General features: G+C 56.3%; 18 protein-coding genes and 1 riboswitch. Of the genes, 16 read left to right on the top strand and 2 right to left on the bottom strand.

The window, feature by feature from the left end:
- The first annotated feature begins 20 nt into the window (after positions 1-20).
- From COHPA_RS0102820 to rnz, 12 genes are all read left to right on the top strand, one after another.
- Complete coding sequence (locus COHPA_RS0102820; protein WP_027084681.1) at positions 21-926, top strand: phosphotransferase; 906 nt, start codon at positions 21-23, stop codon at positions 924-926.
- Between the two features lie 66 nt (positions 927-992).
- Complete coding sequence (locus COHPA_RS0102815; protein WP_027084680.1) at positions 993-2,105, top strand: Gfo/Idh/MocA family protein; 1,113 nt, start codon at positions 993-995, stop codon at positions 2,103-2,105.
- Positions 2,106-2,120: 15 nt separating this feature from the next.
- Entirely contained in the window at positions 2,121-2,876 is a 756-nt protein-coding gene (locus tag COHPA_RS0102810) for a sugar phosphate isomerase/epimerase family protein (protein ID WP_027084679.1), read from the top strand.
- 202 nt (positions 2,877-3,078) lie between these two features.
- Positions 3,079-3,861, top strand: a complete 783-nt coding sequence (gene murI, locus COHPA_RS0102805) for a glutamate racemase (RefSeq protein WP_035119937.1) — start codon at positions 3,079-3,081, stop codon at positions 3,859-3,861.
- Positions 3,862-3,870: 9 nt separating this feature from the next.
- A complete protein-coding gene (locus COHPA_RS0102800; RefSeq protein ID WP_027084677.1) occupies positions 3,871-4,074 on the top strand; it encodes a hypothetical protein in 204 nt (67 codons plus the stop codon).
- 15 nt (positions 4,075-4,089) lie between these two features.
- Positions 4,090-4,482: a DUF2203 domain-containing protein gene (locus tag COHPA_RS0102795; protein WP_027084676.1), complete on the top strand. Its 393-nt coding sequence runs from the start codon at positions 4,090-4,092 to the stop codon at positions 4,480-4,482.
- 59 nt (positions 4,483-4,541) lie between these two features.
- Positions 4,542-4,640, top strand: a riboswitch (purine riboswitch).
- 75 nt (positions 4,641-4,715) lie between these two features.
- Positions 4,716-5,678 carry an EamA family transporter gene (locus COHPA_RS0102790; RefSeq protein ID WP_027084675.1) on the top strand — a complete coding sequence of 321 codons (963 nt, stop codon included), beginning with the start codon at positions 4,716-4,718 and terminating at the stop codon, positions 5,676-5,678.
- Positions 5,679-5,825: 147 nt separating this feature from the next.
- Complete coding sequence (locus tag COHPA_RS0102785) at positions 5,826-7,127, top strand: MFS transporter (RefSeq protein ID WP_027084674.1); 1,302 nt, start codon at positions 5,826-5,828, stop codon at positions 7,125-7,127.
- A 79-nt stretch (positions 7,128-7,206) separates the two neighbouring features.
- On the top strand, positions 7,207-7,551 hold the full coding sequence (locus COHPA_RS0102780) for a YojF family protein (protein WP_027084673.1): 345 nt from the start codon (positions 7,207-7,209) through the stop codon (positions 7,549-7,551).
- Between the two features lie 41 nt (positions 7,552-7,592).
- Positions 7,593-8,246, top strand: coding sequence for a bacillithiol biosynthesis deacetylase BshB2 (bshB2, locus tag COHPA_RS0102775; protein ID WP_027084672.1), 654 nt, complete (start codon positions 7,593-7,595; stop codon positions 8,244-8,246).
- On the top strand, positions 8,243-9,175 hold the full coding sequence (locus COHPA_RS0102770) for a DUF3895 domain-containing protein (RefSeq protein WP_027084671.1): 933 nt from the start codon (positions 8,243-8,245) through the stop codon (positions 9,173-9,175). Before bshB2 ends, COHPA_RS0102770 begins: the two co-directional genes overlap by 4 nt.
- Before the next feature lie 25 nt (positions 9,176-9,200).
- Positions 9,201-10,124: a ribonuclease Z gene (gene rnz / locus COHPA_RS0102765; RefSeq protein WP_027084670.1), complete on the top strand. Its 924-nt coding sequence runs from the start codon at positions 9,201-9,203 to the stop codon at positions 10,122-10,124.
- Positions 10,125-10,216: 92 nt separating this feature from the next.
- Here rnz and COHPA_RS0102760 read toward each other — a convergent pair whose 3' ends face one another.
- Together COHPA_RS0102760 and COHPA_RS0102755 are read right to left on the bottom strand one after the other, a co-directional pair.
- Positions 10,217-10,702, bottom strand: coding sequence for a hypothetical protein (locus COHPA_RS0102760; protein ID WP_027084669.1), 486 nt, complete (start codon positions 10,700-10,702; stop codon positions 10,217-10,219).
- 74 nt (positions 10,703-10,776) lie between these two features.
- On the bottom strand, positions 10,777-12,459 hold the full coding sequence (locus COHPA_RS0102755) for a ribonuclease J (RefSeq protein WP_027084668.1): 1,683 nt from the start codon (positions 12,457-12,459) through the stop codon (positions 10,777-10,779).
- 147 nt (positions 12,460-12,606) lie between these two features.
- On the opposite strand from COHPA_RS0102755, the gene COHPA_RS0102750 reads away from it, so the two are divergent.
- The 4 genes from COHPA_RS0102750 (at position 12,607) to COHPA_RS0102735 (ending at position 16,465) form a co-directional block, all read left to right on the top strand.
- On the top strand, positions 12,607-13,803 hold the full coding sequence (locus COHPA_RS0102750; RefSeq protein WP_027084667.1) for an MFS transporter: 1,197 nt from the start codon (positions 12,607-12,609) through the stop codon (positions 13,801-13,803).
- A 60-nt stretch (positions 13,804-13,863) separates the two neighbouring features.
- Positions 13,864-14,661 carry a DUF2935 domain-containing protein gene (locus COHPA_RS0102745; RefSeq protein WP_027084666.1) on the top strand — a complete coding sequence of 266 codons (798 nt, stop codon included), beginning with the start codon at positions 13,864-13,866 and terminating at the stop codon, positions 14,659-14,661.
- A gap of 75 nt (positions 14,662-14,736) precedes the next feature.
- Positions 14,737-15,453, top strand: coding sequence for an MOSC domain-containing protein (locus COHPA_RS0102740; protein ID WP_027084665.1), 717 nt, complete (start codon positions 14,737-14,739; stop codon positions 15,451-15,453).
- A gap of 97 nt (positions 15,454-15,550) precedes the next feature.
- Positions 15,551-16,465, top strand: a complete 915-nt coding sequence (locus COHPA_RS0102735) for an NAD(P)/FAD-dependent oxidoreductase (RefSeq protein WP_027084664.1) — start codon at positions 15,551-15,553, stop codon at positions 16,463-16,465.
- Positions 16,466-16,593: the final 128 nt, after the last annotated feature.

Raw genomic sequence — 16,593 nt, 5'->3', positions numbered from 1 at the left:
AACCTTAAGGGGGACATGCCTTGCGATTGCCGGCCAACTGGCGCGAGGAAACGATCTACACGGCGATGGACGGGAGAACCGTCTCGCGGATTCGAAGCGACGATGGGCGAAGCTATATCCGCAAGCCCGTCTCGCCAAATTCCCGCGAGCTGTGGATTTACGAGAACGTTCTAGGCGAGTTGCCTCTCGTCTATCCGAGGATACTGGTCAATCCACTTTCGGAAGGCGGGATGATTGAAGAGCATTCACGATGGATCTGGTTCGAGGATTTAGGCCCCTTGAAGCATGAATACGACTTGAAGACCGCCCGCGCGCTCGTCCGAACGGTAGCCCGTTGGCACAACGCCGACATGGAGAGTGAGAGCCGCGTTCCGAAGCAAGGGTTAAAACCTTCGTACCGAGAGGCGGCCGTCGAACTTGTCTCGAAGCGCGAGCATTATGCCGCGGTCGCTTCCGAATACGGCATGGATCCTCGGAAGCTAGCCGGGATCTACTCGGAACTCGAACGGTCGCGCCCGTCGGACGAGCTCGTCTTCAGCCATGGCGACTTGCATGTCGGCAATTACGCGTTCGCGAACGGACGGCTGTGCGTCATGGATTGGGAGCATGCGCATCTGAGCTCGCGCCATTGGGATTTGTTCCATCTTATCGATCTTACCCACCCGTTATACCCTCGTAAGATCGAGCTTGAGTGGCGGGACGCTTTGCTGCACGATTATTTTACGGAAACCGATAAACTAGGCATGAGGCTCGATCGGCGAACCTTCCTCGCGGAATATATGCTGTTCGCAGCCGTGTACTCGCTATGGATGTTAAGACTCATCCGCAGCGATCTGGAAAAGCCGGATTGCGTATGGACGCATGCGCAGCTTCGGCGTCAAGCCGACGAGACGGCGCGCATTCTCCATCAGCTTTTACAACGATAGCAAGCAGGCCGATGCAGCGCCTGTTTTTTGTCGTTGATCTATACATAACAGAGAGGACGTTAGGGCATGCGCAGAGTGAAGGTTGGCGTCATCGGAACGGGAATGATCAGCGGGGTATACTTGACCAACTTGACCGGCACGTTCGACGCGATCGTCGAAGTGACCGCCGTTGCGGACATGATGCCGCAATCGGCTCAGCTTAAAGCGGAGCAGTTCCGCATTCCGAACGTGTATACGGTAGAACAGCTGCTTGCCGATCCCGAAATCGAGATCGTCGTGAACTTGACTGCTCCCGCGGTACACGCATCGCTCAATCTTCGCGCGCTTCAAGCCGGCAAGCACGTCTATACCGAGAAGCCGTTCGCGCTGAACCGCGATGAGGCCGACGAGGTGCTTGCGCTCGCGGAAACGAAGGGATTGCTCGTCGGCTGCGCGCCGGATACGTTCCTTGGCGCAGGTATTCAGACATGCGTTAAGCTGATCGACGACGGGTGGATCGGCACGCCTTACGCAGCCAGCGCCAACATTATCATGGGTAATGCCGCCAGCGGCATGCATCCGAACTTCCAGAACTTCCTCAAGCTCGGCGGGGATCCGATCATGGATATGGGGCCGTACTATTTAACGGCATTAATCGCCATGCTCGGTCCGGTTCGCAGAGTATCCGGATCCGCTTCGCAGCTGCATCGGGAGATCGTCGTCACGAATCCTAAATCCCATGCTTACGGACACAAAGTACCGGTGGAAGCGCCGACGAACGTCTCCGCGGTGCTGGATTTCCACTGCGGCGTCGTGGCGACGGTGCAGGCGGCTAAAGAAGCGTTCGGCTATTTTCCTCGTATGGAAGTGTACGGCACGGAGGGTATTCTGTACGTTCCCGACGCTAATTTCTTCGGAAGCCAAGTGTTCATTCATACCGCTCACGGAGAGAAGAAGGAAGTTCCGCTCGCTTATCCTCATGCGGAAGAAGGCAGAGGCACCGGCGTCGCGGACATGGCGTACGCCATTCGGCTAGGCAGGAACAACCGCGCAAGCGGACGGTTGGCGCGGCACGTGCTCGATATATCCCTTGCCATCTTCGAAGCGTCCGAAACCGGACGCCACGCCCTCCTGCAATCGACGATCGAACGTCCGGAGCGGCTGCCGCAAGGTTTGAAATACAATACGCTGGACGCGTAAGGACGGAGGTTAACGATGACGAAACGAATTCCTATCGGCGTTCAGCCTTATACCGTTCGCGAGGCGCTCGCCGAAGACTATGCCGGCACTTTGGAGAAATTGGCGGCAATCGGCTATCAAGGAATCGAATTGGGCCGTCCGCCCGAAGGCATGACGGTGGGCGAACAGAAGGCGATCCTGGGACGGCTCGGCTTGCAAGTGATCGGCACGCATGCCGGTTTTAATACGTTTGATTTCGATCCGGACGGGATCGCCGATTACTTGGAGGAAGTCGGAGGAGAGAGACACGTCGCGATCTCCCTGATGTTCGATTCTTTAACCGACGTTCGCGATAAGGCCGCGAAGCTGAACGAAATCGGGCAACGCTTCAATCGTCGCGGCATTAAGTTTCTGTACCATAACCACGACTGGGAGTTCGAGCGTTACGAAGGCGAATGCGTGATCGATCATCTCATGCGACTGACCGATCCGAATTTCGTCCAGCTAGAGCTTGATACGTACTGGATTCGCCGGGGCGGAGAAGATCCAGCGGCTTATGTCGGGAAATACGCCGGCCGTTGTCCGCTGCTCCATATTAAGGACGTCGGCCATGGCCCCGGCCAACCGTTCGCGGAGATCGGCGAGGGCACGCTCGATTTCAGGGAGATCGCAAGTGCGGCGGCGGCCGCGGGCACGCAATGGCTTGTCGTCGAGCAAGACGAATGCGGGCGCGATCCGTTCGAAAGCTTGGCGATCAGCTATCGTAACTTAACGGGCTTGGGACTGGCCTAAAAGCTTTCCCCAATCGCGAACCTTGGCGTATAATGGGGAGAATGGGTGCGCGGCTGCCCCAAGTCCGATGTTGTTGACGGTAATGCGCCTATTAAGGACGATGGATTACCCGGCGAACTGGAAGCGATCTGCCTTGCTTAATCGGATTGGCTCGCGTTATGCTGGCGTAACCATCACTACTAACGATAAGGAATCGATAGCTATGACGATCGGATTTTTCGACTCCGGACTAGGCGGACTCACGGTCCTTTCCGAAGCGCTGCGCAAGCTGCCGCACGAGGACTATATATACATGGCGGATACGCTGCACGTTCCTTACGGTCCGAAATCCAAGGATGACGTACAGTCGTATATTCTGGAAGCGATCGAGATGCTGATGCAGTATCATATCGACGCTCTCGTCATCGCCTGCAATACGGCGACAAGCATCGCGGTCGCGGAGCTGCGGGACATGTACGCGATTCCGATCATCGGCATGGAGCCGGCGGTGAAGCCGGCCGTGGAGATGAACCGGGCTACCGGCAAGCGAGTGCTTGTACTAGCTACGCAACTTACGTTGCAGCAAGAGAAATATTACGCGCTCGTCTCCCGCGTGGATGAGCAGGGCATCGTCGATTCGTTGCCGTTGCCCGAGCTTGTCCAGTTCTGCGAAGCGCTCCAATTCGATAAACGCATGATTACCGAATATTTCCGTTCGAAGCTGGCGCCGTATAACCTTAACGATTACGGCATCGTCGTGCTAGGCTGCACGCACTACCCTTTCTATGCGGACCTTCTGCGCGAAATGCTGCCGCCGCACATCGGCATCGTCGACGGAAGCGCAGGCACCGTGCGCCGTCTAGCCGCCATGCTGCATCGTTACGGCATCGCGGAAAGCCAAGGCAACGGCTCCGTTAAGCTGCTGTGCACGAGCGGCGACCAGGCATACGTCAACAAAATGCGCACGGCGCTTGATCTGCTGGCCGGCAATACGATCTATACGTAGAGGTGTCCCGTGAGCGATACGCAACAGAGCAGGTGCCGCATCCTTCGAACCGGAGTCGTGAACTCGGTCGATTGTTCGTTCGTTCACGCAGAGGTGGAAGGCAAGCGTATCGCGATTCCTATCGGCAAATGCGAGCCTTCCGTTCGAACAGGCGATACGATCGCCTGGAACGGCAAGCAATGGACCGTTAGCGATTCGGACGTTTCATCGTAGGCAGGAGGAAGGCCATTGAACGCTAGACGATTCACGCCAGACGAAGCGAATGCGCTGCTGCCTGAGCTGCGCGAACAGTTGGCCAAGCTTCGCGAGCTGGTTCAATTCATTCAAACGCAAGAACAAGAGCTTCATGGCATGAAAAGCCACCCGGTCGCCATCGCGAGCGACCCTTTTTTTCTCTTGGAAGGGCGGATCGACTTCATGCGCATGGAAGCCCAGCTCGTCATCGACAACTTTGCCCGCGCAGGCGTGCTGCTGAAGAGAATAGAGCCCGGTCTGCTTGATTTTCCGGCGGTCATCGACGGGGAAGACGTGCTCATCTGCTGGAAGGAAGGCGAAGAGCGGGTCGCGCATTACCATGGCTGGAACGACGGATTTGCCGGGCGAAGACGTCTGCCGGAATGATGGCGCGTAATCTCTCTTGACATTCCGGTCCGGCTCGCGTAATATTTCTTCTGTTGCTTAACGAATCGAATACTTGAATTCGTATAACCTCACAAGATAGGGTGGGGGTTTCTACGGGAAGCCTTAACTTCCTAACTACGATGCCTCGTTCATTTGCGGATGACCGGACATCGCGTTAGGAAGTTTTTTGTCGTCCGGGCAACTTAGAATCAGAGAGAAGGTGACTTAAACCTATGAAATATAGCGTATCCGTACTGCTGGGCGCGATCAGCTACGGGATTCTATCTACGATCGTCGTCAAAGCGTACGATCACGGCTATTCCCTTGGCGAAGTCGTCGGCAGTCAACTGCTGACGGGATGTCTGCTGGCTTGGGCGCTCGTAGGCGCACTGAGGCTGATGAAGCGACGCCGCTCGAATCGGCACGTTCGCGGCGAAACCGCCGTGCCCGCCGAGACGCGCGGCCTGACCTGGAAACAGCGCGTTACGCTGCTTCTGGCAGGCATGCCGACGGCGATAACCGGGCTGCTTTATTACGAGTCGCTCAGAACGATCTCGAATTCGCTAGCGATCTTGCTTCTATTCCAATTCACGTGGATGGGCGTCGTCATTCAAGCGATCCATACCCGCAAGCGGCCAAGCGGCACAACGCTGCTCACTCTCGCCGTCCTATTCGGAGGAACGTTGCTTGCGGCAGGCATCACGGAAGGCGCGGGCCATCTGAACGGTAAAGGCGTTGTGTACGGTTTATTATCCGCGGCTAGCTACACGATATTCATTATCGTTAGCGGCAAAGCGGTCCCGCACGCCAAAGCGACGACCCGCAGCGCTTGGATGATAACGGGAGGATTGCTCCTCGTATTCGTTCTGTTCCCGCCGCACTTCCTGACCGATGGAACGATCGTCGGCCCGCTGCTTCTGTTCGGCGCGCTGCTCGGCTTCTTCGGCGCGTTCCTGCCGCCGCTGCTCTTCACGTACGGCGTTCCGCATATCGGCGGCGGAATGGCCGGCATACTCGGAGCGGCGGAGCTGCCGGTCGCGGTATCGCTGTCGGCGATCGTGCTGGGGGAAGACGTAAGCGCGATAAGATGGCTAGGCATAGCGTTAGTGCTTGCGGGTGTGGCGATTCCCGAAGCAGCGAAGTCGTCGCGCAAGTCAACGCCCCGATATGATCCGCGGTCGGTATCCGCTTCATAACCGATCGTGCCGGCCCGCTCGCGAGAGCGGGTTTTTCGTTTGCGGCTTCTGCGTGGCCTGACGATTAAATTTCTCTTGACTTGACATCCGTGCCATATGGTAGGGTATAGGGAAATTCAAACCGAGAAGAAGACGTGGAGAAGAGGGATGGAAGTGTCGGAACCCGTACTGCAACAAGCGGTCGACCGCCGTCGGCCGACGGTTCAAGATTACGTCGACAATCCGGAGTTGCTGCGCAAGCTGAGACGCCGTACGTTAATGATTGTCGTGCTGTCGCAAATATTCGGAGGCGCGGGTCTTGCCGCCGGAATTACGGTAGGCGCCTTGCTCGCGCAAGATATGCTCGGGACGGACAGTTATGCCGGCGTGCCTACGGCCTTGTTCACGATAGGGTCTGCCGCAGCCGCGTTGCTGGTCGGCAGGCTATCGCAGCGGTTAGGCAGAAGGGTCGGGCTCGCCGCCGGCTTCTTGTCCGGCTGCTTCGGCGCGTTAGGCATCGTTCTTGCCGCCGTCATCGACAGCGTTCCGTTGCTGTTCGTCTCGCTTCTCGTCTATGGCGCGGGAACCGCGACCAACTTGCTCGCCCGGTATGCGGGAGCGGACTTGGCGAAGCCGACCGAACGAGCAAGAGACATCAGCGTCATCATGGTATCCACGACGTTCGGAGCGGTAGCCGGTCCGAATCTCGTCGATACGATGGGACGATTCGCCGAATCGATCGACGTTCCCGCGCTTGCCGGACCGTTCTTATTAGCCGCTGCTGCGTTCGCGCTTGCCGGACTCGTACTGTTTATATGGCTTCGTCCCGATCCGATCAAGGTCGCGTTCGCGATCGCGGAAGCGCAAAGAAAGAGCGCAACGTCGACGCGGGAAGAAAGCTCCGTCTCCGCGGCGGACAAACGCGGGGTCATCGTCGGAACGACGGTCATGGTACTGACGCAAATCGTGATGGTCGCCATCATGACGATGACGCCCGTACATATGAAGCATCACGGTCATTCGATCGGGGATGTCGGACTCGTGATCAGCATTCACGTGTGCGCGATGTTTCTTCCGTCTCTTGTAACGGGGTTGCTCGTCGATAAATTCGGCCGCAAGGCGATGACTTACGCAGCCGGCGTGACGCTGTTGTCCGCCGGCATCGTCGCCGCCTCGGTTCCCGCGGATTCGATGCCGCTGCTCATCGTGGCGCTCGGGCTGCTGGGGCTTGGATGGAACTTCGGCTTAATAAGCGGGACCGCGCAGATCGTGGATGCGACGACCGTCGCCACGCGAGCCAAGTTGCAAGGGGCGATTGACGTATTGATCGCGATATCCGGAGCTTCCGGAGGCATGATGTCCGGCGTAATCGTCGATCATGCGAGTTATGCAGCGCTTTCCTTAGGCGGCGGCTTGCTGTCGCTGCTGTTGATTCCCGTCGTGCTGTGGACGCGAAACCGACTACAGTAATGCCGACCGCCCAAGTATGTTAAAATCATTCTATTACGCATCCAGCTAGCATTCGATGATCGCGATAAGGAGGATTCGCATGAAGCCAATCGACAAGACCGACATTCAGATCAGGATCGATCGTCTAAGCGGTCGGGAATTGTACATTCATCTCGAGATGACGACCGGGGCGTACGCATCCCATTGGGATAGCTCCAAGCATCCGGCGGCTACGTTCATCAAGAACGCGATCGTCCGTTACGCGCACGGATCGATATCGGGAGAAGGGCCGTACCGCGTGGGCTTGAAGCTCCCGCACGGCTGGGTATACTCGGAGGGACTCACCCATTACGAGGAGACGGAGAGCGAAAGGCTGATCCTTGCCGGACACGATAACCACGGGAAGCTAGTCGTCGCGTTGCAGCTAAGTCCCGAGCCATTCTAAACGAACCCGTCATCGTACCGGGGTCAAAGGAGAAGTGAGAGATGGAACGACACATTCTGGTCGTATTGCCGCATCCGGACGACGAAGCATTCGGACTCGCCGGCACGCTTGCCAAGCATATCGAACAAGGGTCGCAAGTGACATACGCCTGCTTAACGCTCGGGGAAATGGGACGCAATATGGGGTACCCGCCATTCGCCAGCCGCGTGACGCTGCCCGGCATCCGCAAAGCGGAGCTCGAAGCGTCTTGCAAGGCGATCGGCATTCAAGATTTAAGAATGTTCGGGTTGCACGATAAGACGGTCGAATTCGAAGACCAAGACGCGCTCGACGGACGGATCGATGCGCTTATCAAGGAGATCGACCCTTCTCTGGTCGTTACGTTCTATCCGGGGTATGCGGTGCATCCCGATCATGACGCAACCGGCGCCGCCGTCATCCGCGCGATCGGAAGGCTGCCGAAGGAACAACGCCCGACCGTGCATGGCATCGCGTTCTCGAACGGGCACGAAGAAAAGATCGGCAAACCCGACATCGTTAATGACATTAATAAATATATGCCGCAGAAACTGGCTTCCCTTCGCGCGCATAAGTCCCAGTTCCAAGGGATGGAGAGCGGCGAAAGCATGCCCGAACAGCAGATCCTTGATCGGCTGGCAACCGAAAGATTCTGGACGTATCGGTTCGAGGCATGATTCTGGACGTCGGCGTACGTGACGAATGGTTGGCCGCGCTGCCGGAAGAGCAGCGGCACTTTCTATCCGAGAGACTGACGCGTTCGAGACGGACGGCGTTCGCTAATGCGATGGCCGCGGATAAAGGGTTCTATGTACCCGAGCATGCGGAGCCCGAAGAGATCGAACGGCTGCTGTCCGATTGGATCTATGCCGGTTATACGGACGCAGGATGCGTGTCGACCGAGCTGCGGTGCGAATGCGGCCGCGCGCTGCGCTATCAGCATCGGGTGGAACATCAGACGACGAAAGAGACGAAACGTTTCGGCATCGAGCACCTTAAGGAGCACTTAGGGATCGGTGCCGTCGTCGTTTCCGCGATTAAGAAAGGCTTCGACGCCATCGATTACGAGCTGGACGAAATGCTTCTGAAAATCCATAATGGCTGGGAGCCGAATCCCGATTGGGCGAAGCTTCCGAATCTCCCTGACGACATCGCCGCGCATTTGCAGCAAGGATTGCCTTTGTTGGAGCGGCAAATTCAGCGGCTTAACGCTTTGCTTGCTCCGAAGCCGCGCAACGCCTATCCCCATCCGTCGGCTACGAAATCCGCAGCACGGATTTCGGAACAAGAGCCGATCGATCTATTTACGTGGAACGAGCCGGTTGCCGTCTTCGATCCGATGGAAGACGCCGGGCCAGAACTCCCTCATTCGCTGCAATCGCCGGTCGACGCGTACATTCAAGCAGACGTTCGAAGCGCCAGGGTGATCTGCGAGCTGCTCATTAAAGATCATGGCGCGTCTAGCGCCCGATTCCTTACGAATAAACCGCACATCTATTACGCGGTATGCCGGTACATCGAAAGCCGATTTCCGGAGCTGTCGGTTCAACCGGACCGATCCGAGGATCGAATGTATGCGAAATGGGGCAATCTACAACGGATTTAGATTCACGGGGGAGCTGGCGCATCGTATGCGATTGACATTTCTCGGGACGGGGGCCGGAAGACCGTCCAAAGCGCGCAACGTGACCGCGATCGCACTGTCGGTCGCGGAACCGACGAACGGCTTCTGGCTGTTCGACGTCGGGGAAGCGACGCAGCATCGATTGATGGCAAGCACACTGAAGCTGAACAAGCTCGATAAGATTTTCATCACGCATATGCATGGAGACCATCTGTACGGCTTGCCGGGCTTGCTTAGCAGCCGTACTTACTTCGAAGGCGCCGGCAAGCTGCAACTCTATGGACCGCCGGGTATCCAAGCATTCGTCGAATGCGTGTTCGGGTATAGCGGCGCGCACTTGAACTACGAGCTCGAGATTATAGAGATCGGCGAAGGCGTTCTATTCGAGAATTCCAAATACCGCGTGACGTGCGCAGAGCTTACGCATCGGGTTCCGTGCTTCGGCTATCGGATCGTCGAGCAGCCGCAGCCCGGCGCGCTGGATCTCCAGAAGCTCATTCAGTTAGGCGTACCGCTAGGTCCGTTGTATGGCAAGCTGAAGCGGGGGGAGGACATTACGTTGCCGAGCGGGCAGTCGATCCGTTCGATCGACGTCGTCGGTCCGTCGGCCGTCGGCAGGGTCGTGACGATTCTTGGCGATACTTCTCCCAGCGAGAAATCGGTTGCGCTTGCGGAGGATGCGGACGTCCTCGTTCACGAGGCGACTTTTGCAACTGGAATGGAGGATAAAGCGGCTGCGTACGGACATTCGACGTTCGCGCAAGCCGCGCAAATCGCGGTTAAGGCCAAAGCGAAGCGCCTTGTGCTTACGCATTTCAGCTCGCGTTACGACGCGGAGGATGTAGCGAGCATGGTAGAAGAAGTCAAATCCGCCTTCGGGAACACAGAGGCGGCGCACGACGATTGGACGATCGACATTCCGAGACCGTAATCGGGTATATACAGCTTTCCCGACATATAACGAGCAAAGACCCGTAACGAACGCCTCTTGCAGGCATCGTTGCGGGTCTTCCGTTATAAGCGTTATTGCATCGAGCGATACGTCGAATTCGTGTTGTTGATGCCGGAGCCGCTCATACCGGAACCGCTCATACCGGAGCTGCCGATGCCGGAGTTGTTATAACCGGAGCTGCCGATGCCGGATGAACCGAAGCTGCTTTGCCCATAGGATTGGGATTGGGAATAGACCGGATTGTATCCCGTTTGGCTTTGGTTCGATTGTGAGATGATCGAATTGGATTGGATTTGAACGGCATGTTCGATCTGTCTGCAGAGATTGGATACTTGGTGAAGCTGTTGGATCGCCGTTTGGTGGCCTTGCAGGGCCGTTTGGATGATTTGGGCTGCGCGCTGTTCGCGCTGCGCCAGTTCTTCGAGACGCTGCGCGTTCTGCTGCTCTTGCTGCAGCAGCATTTGATAGTTATGGCTGGCTTGCTGCGTTTGTTGTACGAGCTGTTGAATGATTTGCTCGCATTGGTGCAGAGACTGGCTGAATTGATTGTTGATCATAGGGTGGATTCCTCCTTTGTGGTCGTCGCAAAAACGACCTCACTTATAATCCCTAAACCTTATCGGTTTATTCGTTATACCTGAATGATGATGGGGAGGATCATCGGTCTTCTTTTCGTTGTGGCGTAGACGAATTTACCGACTCCTTCCTTGATCGCCTGCTTGTATATGCCCCAGTTATTGCTTAACTTCGTCATGTCCTGCTGAAGCTGTTCGACCTCGTTCAACGTGATCCGGTGCAGTTCTTCCATCAGCCCTTCGGACTCTCGGACGAAGACGAATCCCCGCGAGACGATATCGGGACCGGAGATCACTTTGTTATCCGATTTGGCTAGCGTAAGCACGATTATAAGGATGCCGTCCTCGGAAAGCACCTTGCGGTCTCGCAACACGACGTTGCCGACATCTCCTATCCCGAGACCGTCAACGAACGTATTGCCGCTAGGCACTTTACGCTCCTGAATCGCTTCCGACCCGATAATATCGACGACGTCGCCGTTATTCACGATGAAGATGTTGCTGGGCTTCACTCCGATCGCTTCCGCGAGCAAACGGTGAAGATACAGCATGCGGTACTCGCCGTGAATGGGAATGAAGTACTGCGGTTTCATGAGCGTCAGCATAAGCTTAAGTTCTTCTTGGTTGGCATGTCCCGATACGTGCATGCCGGTCTGCACGCCCGATCCGTATATGACTTTCGCTTTGCGGACGAACAGATTATCGACGATGCGGGCCACGTTGCGTTCGTTGCCCGGTATCGGGGAAGAGGCGAAGATGACCGTGTCGCCCGGATGCACCTCGACCTGCCGATGGTTGCCGCTCGCGATTCGCCCTAAAGCCGCCATCGGCTCGCCTTGGCTGCCCGTGCACATAATGACGAGTTCATGGCGCTTGTATTGGTTAATTTCACCGATATCAAGCAGCAAATTCGGCGGAATATTAAGATAGCCGAGGGAGGAGGCGACTTCGATGACGTTGACCATGCTTCTGCCTAGCGCGACGATTTTGCGTTTCGTGTGAATCGTTGCGTCGACGATCTGTTGCAGCCGATGCACGTTGGAAGCGAAAGTCGTAATGAAGATTTTCCCGTCCGCGTTCGTAAACGCCTCCTGGATATGCTCGCCGACCAGCCGTTCGGAAGGCGTGAAGCCCGGACGCTCCGCGTTCGTGCTCTCGGACAGCAGGGCAAGCACGCCGTTCTTTCCGATCTCGGCCATCTTGTGAATGTCCGCGAACTGCTCATTGACGGGAGTCAAGTCGAATTTGAAGTCGCCGGTATGGACGACCGCTCCTTGCGGGGTATGGAATACGATGCCGAGGCAGTCAGGAATGCTATGGTTCGTACTGAAGAACGACAGCGGTATAGAACCGAGCGCAAGCTTGGATTCCGCGTCGATCTGATGCAGTTCCGTCGTGCCGAGCAGGCCGTGTTCCTTGAGCTTTAGCTTGATTAAACCTAGCGTCAGCCTCGTGGCGTAAATCGGCATATTCAGCTGTTTGATCACGTAAGGGATTCCGCCGATATGATCCTCATGTCCGTGGGTAACGACGAGCCCCCGAACTCGGTCCTTGTTCTCGAGCAGGTAGGTAATATCGGGGATGATCACGTCGATGCCGAGCAAGCTTTCGTCGGGAAATTTCGAACCGCAATCGATGACGACGATATCGTCGTCGTATTGAACGACGTACATGTTTTTGCCGATTTCGTTCACGCCGCCCAGGGCTATGATGGATAGTTTGTTTCTGACCGTCTTCATGCTGGTGCTCCCGTCCGGCGCTGGATAATGATGCCGTTTTTGATAACAGTTTTGCCCGTTACCGCCGATGATTATTCTGCTCGCGAACGACGAATGTGGTTATGCTATTCCTAGTTATATGATCAGGAATCAGGAGATGGAGAACCGTTGGAGAGGACCAAAAAGAAGGATTTAGCCTCGATCGCTACGATCCCGCTTACGATGACGTTGGCGAATTCCATGCTCATTCCCGTGCTTCCGGCGATTCAGAAGGCGCTTGGGATTAACGCGTTCAAGGCCAGTCTTCTCATCACCTCATATGCGATGATCGCGATTCTTTTCATTCCGATATCCGGATATTTGTCCGATCGTATCGGAAGAAAGAAGGTCATCTTGCCCGGACTATTGCTGGTCGCCGTCTCCGGCGGCGTTGCCGGCTGGGCTTCCATCTTCATGGACAAACCGTACGCGGCTCTTATGATCAGCAGGCTGGTACAAGGATTAGGCGCTTCCGCTTGTTTTCCGGTCGTGTTGCCGCTCGTCGGAGACTTGTTCAAGCGGGAGGAGGACGTCAGCACCGGCCTCGGCATCGTAGAGACGGCCAATACGTTCGGCAAAGTGCTTAGCCCGATTCTAGGATCGGCGCTTGCCCTCTGGGCGTGGCACATTCCTTTCTGGTTTATTCCCGTCATCAGCTTGCTGTCGTTTTTCCTCGTCATCGCATGGGTCAAAGCTCCGAAGGAGGACAAGCCGCCGCAGAGCTTCGGCCAGTTCGTCCAATCCGTCGTGAATATTTTTCGGACGGAGGGACGGTGGCTGTGGGGCGTGTACGCATCCGGAGGCCTCAACATGTTCGTGTTGTTCGGATCGCTATTCTACCTGTCGGAGATCCTGGAGGATAAAGGCATCGACGGAATCGCCAAAGGGGGTCTTGTCGCCATTCCGCTCGCGGCCTTATGCACGACCTCGTGGGCTGTCGGCAAATGGATCGGCAATCGCAAAAATGCAATGAAATGGATCAGCGTATTCGGATTCGCGCTCTCCACCGGATGCATGTGCGCGCTTGCGCTGGCGAATAAAGACTCGTCGGCGCTGACGATTAGCGTCCTGTTCGCGGCTTCTGCCGGTTTAGGCGCCTCGTTGCCATGCTTGGATTCCTTGCTTACCGAGGGGATCGAGAAGGAGCAGAGAGGCACCGTTACTTCGATCTATAGCAGCATTCGTTTTCTTGGCGTCGCCATCGGGCCGCCGATCGCCGCGATAGTCATGGACAAGTCGGACGCGGCTTGGTTCTGGCTGCTGTTCGCCTCTTGCGGCGCAGCCGTGATTGTGATGCTGCTGACCGTGAAACCGAATAAAGTCTAATTCCGCCGCGCTCCACATACCTTGCGAGAGAAGCATCGATTTCGCAAGGAGGGTTCGTGTATGGATGAACAAGCGCTTTATGAACATCGATTCTGGCTGCAAATTTTGGGGGACCATTCGAGATTTATTCTGAGTACGTTGTCGCCGTTGGAAGCTCAAGACGTGAAAACCGCCGAAACGTTCTTAACGTCGTTCGATCGTTTGCTGGAGCAAGCGAGGAGGGCAACGACCGCGAATGAAGCCGCGTCGATTAATCAGCCTGCCTACGAATGGACGACTTCCTTCCGCAAGTTCAAGCTCGGCTTGCTCGAACGGGCGATCTTCGGCAAGATCGCCATCATGCTGACACCTACTTTCATCAATCATATGGTCAACGAGCTAGAGGAATATTGGCGAATTCTAACGGAGCTGGTCGCCGGAAAACCCGTCCCGAAGTTCGATGCGCTTCACCACGATTTTCTATGGTTGCCGGACGCCGTCGGGCATGCCGCAGCCATCTCGGCGGACCTGGATATGGTCGAGAAAAAGCTGATTCACCGCAGCCAGACATTCGAAGTCCATTTTCAGCAACTGTATATGAAGAGCATCGAGATGGCCGGGTATATGAGAACGCAGCTTAAAGATTTTCCCGCGTTCCGAAGGCTGCATAAGGAAGTCGATCTGGAGATGAAGCTGTTCGTCGGTTTTCTGAACGAGCTCGAAGAGATGGAGCTGTCGGCCGAAGCGCTGGACCGGATCCATCCGCTGATTCCGGACCATATGATGAGGGAAGAATGCTATTACTTGACGAAGCTGGCCCAACTCGGACTGGTTCCGAATCCGAATTGCCGGGCGGATAAGCCGAGAGTCGAAGCTTAAACAATCCGATAGGCAGATTTGGCGATTTCAGGTACAATGATGCACGAATCTTATAGCGGACAGGAGAGTATATTCGTGCATATAACCGTCGGAACCGTTAACGAAATCAACCGCTATCCCGTAAAGTCTTTCGCGGGCGAACGATTGGAAAGCTGTATCATTGAACCGTACGGCATTTCGGGAGACCGCGTCGCCGCATTTTACGACGAAGCGCGAACGGGCTGGGACCGCTTCGTTACCGCGAGGGATATTCCGCGGATGCTGACATACGGATCGCGCTTCGTTGACGGGGAAATCCAAGTGACCGCAGCCGATGGCCGAACCTTCGGCTGGGACGACGGGCTTCTCGCGGAAATTCAGCAATATACGGACGCGCCGATCTCGTTGTCCCGCGTAAAGGAGCCGCATCCGGAAGATTCGCGGCTGCTATCGGTCGACTGCGAGAGCATCCTGATCGTAACGGACGCCACTATGCGCAAGGTCGAAGCGGCGTGGGGCCGGCGGCTGGACAACCGGAGATTTCGCGGCAACTTCGTCGTTACGGTCGAGGACGGCGCGATGTTCGAAGCCGATTGGATCGGACGCAAGCTTGCTGTCGGAGACGTTCAATTGAAGGCGGAGCGCGCTTGCGTCCGATGCGTCATGATTACGATCGACCCGGAGACGAACAAGAAGGACATGTCGCTGCTCAAGCAGGTTACGCAGGACTTCAATTCGGAATTCGGCGTATACTGCTCCGTCGTTCGGACGGGTCAAGTCCGGCTCGGAGACAAGGTGCGGCTAATAGAATAGCTCGATTCGGAGCACAATGTTACCGCTCGAAGGTGAAGCAGCGAGGGGTATTCGAAGATGAACGGCGTTGCGATAACGCTCCGGGAGGTTCGCGATTATGGAGAAACCGATCGACGTCGCCATTATCGGAGGCGGGCCTGCCGGCTTGAACGCCGCTCTTGTCCTAGGAAGGGCGAGAAGGACGGTCGTCGTCATCGACGACGGCCGTCCGCGCAATAAGGTCACTCGCGAAGTACATAACTTTCTGACGAGAGACGGCATCCCGCCAAGCGAGTTCAGGCGGATCGCGCGGGAACAGATGGAGCGGTATCCGCACGTCGGGTTTGTTCAAGATACGGCGGTGAACGTTACTGGGGCGGATGGGGATTTTCGCGTAACGACGGAGCAAGGGACGTTCGTACGCAGCAAGAAGCTTCTGTTCGCGCTAGGCATGAAAGACGTTCCGCTTCCCATTGAAGGATTGGCGGAAGTATACGGTATCAGCGCCTTCGTATGCCCCTATTGCGACGGTTGGGAGCATCGCGACAAGCCGGTCGCGTTGATCGCTAACGGTGAAGGCGCGATGCATGCCGCGAAGACGATCGCGGGGTGGACGAGTACGTACGTGATCTGCGCGAACGGACCAGCCGGGTTGAACGAGGCGCAGAGACGGGAGCTCATGCGGCGCCGCATTCACGTATTCGAAAGCCGGATCGCGCGCATCGAGTCGATCGAAGGGCAAGTTCAGCGCCTCGTTCTGGCCGACGGCACGGTCGTAGCGTGCAAAGCGATCTTGTTCTCGCCGATGCTCGTCGCCGGTTCGCGGTTGCCGCAAGCGCTCGGTTGCCAAGTCCTGGAGTCGGGAGCCGTCTTGATCGACGATATCGGCAGAACGAACGTGCCCGGCGTATACAGCGCAGGCGATGTCGCGACGAAGCTGTATCAAGCGGTTACGGCGGCCTCGATGGGCTCGATCGCGGCAATCGGCATCAACAGCGATCTGTTAGACGAAGCTTGGGTTTCCGATTCGTAACGACCAGTCAGGCGACCGGATGAGAAATTACAACCATTTGCAGTTATTCAAGATCGAATCGAATGCCCAAGTTTTAATAACACGTATACTCATTTATTTAGTGCCTCGATCTGGGATAGGACCGCGTT

The organism is Cohnella panacarvi Gsoil 349 (assembly GCF_000515335.1).
Lineage (GTDB): Bacteria > Bacillota > Bacilli > Paenibacillales > Paenibacillaceae > Cohnella > Cohnella panacarvi.
Note: the sequence above shows the minus strand (reverse complement) of the source record. Positions and strands in the feature narration are given on the sequence as shown.

Bases quoted from the DNA above. Each gene is read 5' to 3' on its own strand.
- COHPA_RS0102815 (WP_027084680.1), top strand. From the start codon at position 993: ATGCGCAGAGTGAAGGTTGGCGTCATCGGAACGGGAATGATCAGCGGG.
- COHPA_RS0102810 (WP_027084679.1), top strand. From the start codon at position 2,121: ATGACGAAACGAATTCCTATCGGCGTTCAGCCTTATACCGTTCGCGAG.
- murI (WP_035119937.1), top strand. From the start codon at position 3,079: ATGACGATCGGATTTTTCGACTCCGGACTAGGCGGACTCACGGTCCTT.
- COHPA_RS0102790 (WP_027084675.1), top strand. From the start codon at position 4,716: ATGAAATATAGCGTATCCGTACTGCTGGGCGCGATCAGCTACGGGATT.
- COHPA_RS0102785 (WP_027084674.1), top strand. From the start codon at position 5,826: ATGGAAGTGTCGGAACCCGTACTGCAACAAGCGGTCGACCGCCGTCGG.
- COHPA_RS0102780 (WP_027084673.1), top strand. From the start codon at position 7,207: ATGAAGCCAATCGACAAGACCGACATTCAGATCAGGATCGATCGTCTA.
- bshB2 (WP_027084672.1), top strand. From the start codon at position 7,593: ATGGAACGACACATTCTGGTCGTATTGCCGCATCCGGACGACGAAGCA.
- COHPA_RS0102770 (WP_027084671.1), top strand. From the start codon at position 8,243: ATGATTCTGGACGTCGGCGTACGTGACGAATGGTTGGCCGCGCTGCCG.
- rnz (WP_027084670.1), top strand. From the start codon at position 9,201: ATGCGATTGACATTTCTCGGGACGGGGGCCGGAAGACCGTCCAAAGCG.
- COHPA_RS0102760 (WP_027084669.1), bottom strand. From the start codon at position 10,702: ATGATCAACAATCAATTCAGCCAGTCTCTGCACCAATGCGAGCAAATC.
- COHPA_RS0102755 (WP_027084668.1), bottom strand. From the start codon at position 12,459: ATGAAGACGGTCAGAAACAAACTATCCATCATAGCCCTGGGCGGCGTG.
- COHPA_RS0102745 (WP_027084666.1), top strand. From the start codon at position 13,864: ATGGATGAACAAGCGCTTTATGAACATCGATTCTGGCTGCAAATTTTG.
- COHPA_RS0102735 (WP_027084664.1), top strand. From the start codon at position 15,551: ATGGAGAAACCGATCGACGTCGCCATTATCGGAGGCGGGCCTGCCGGC.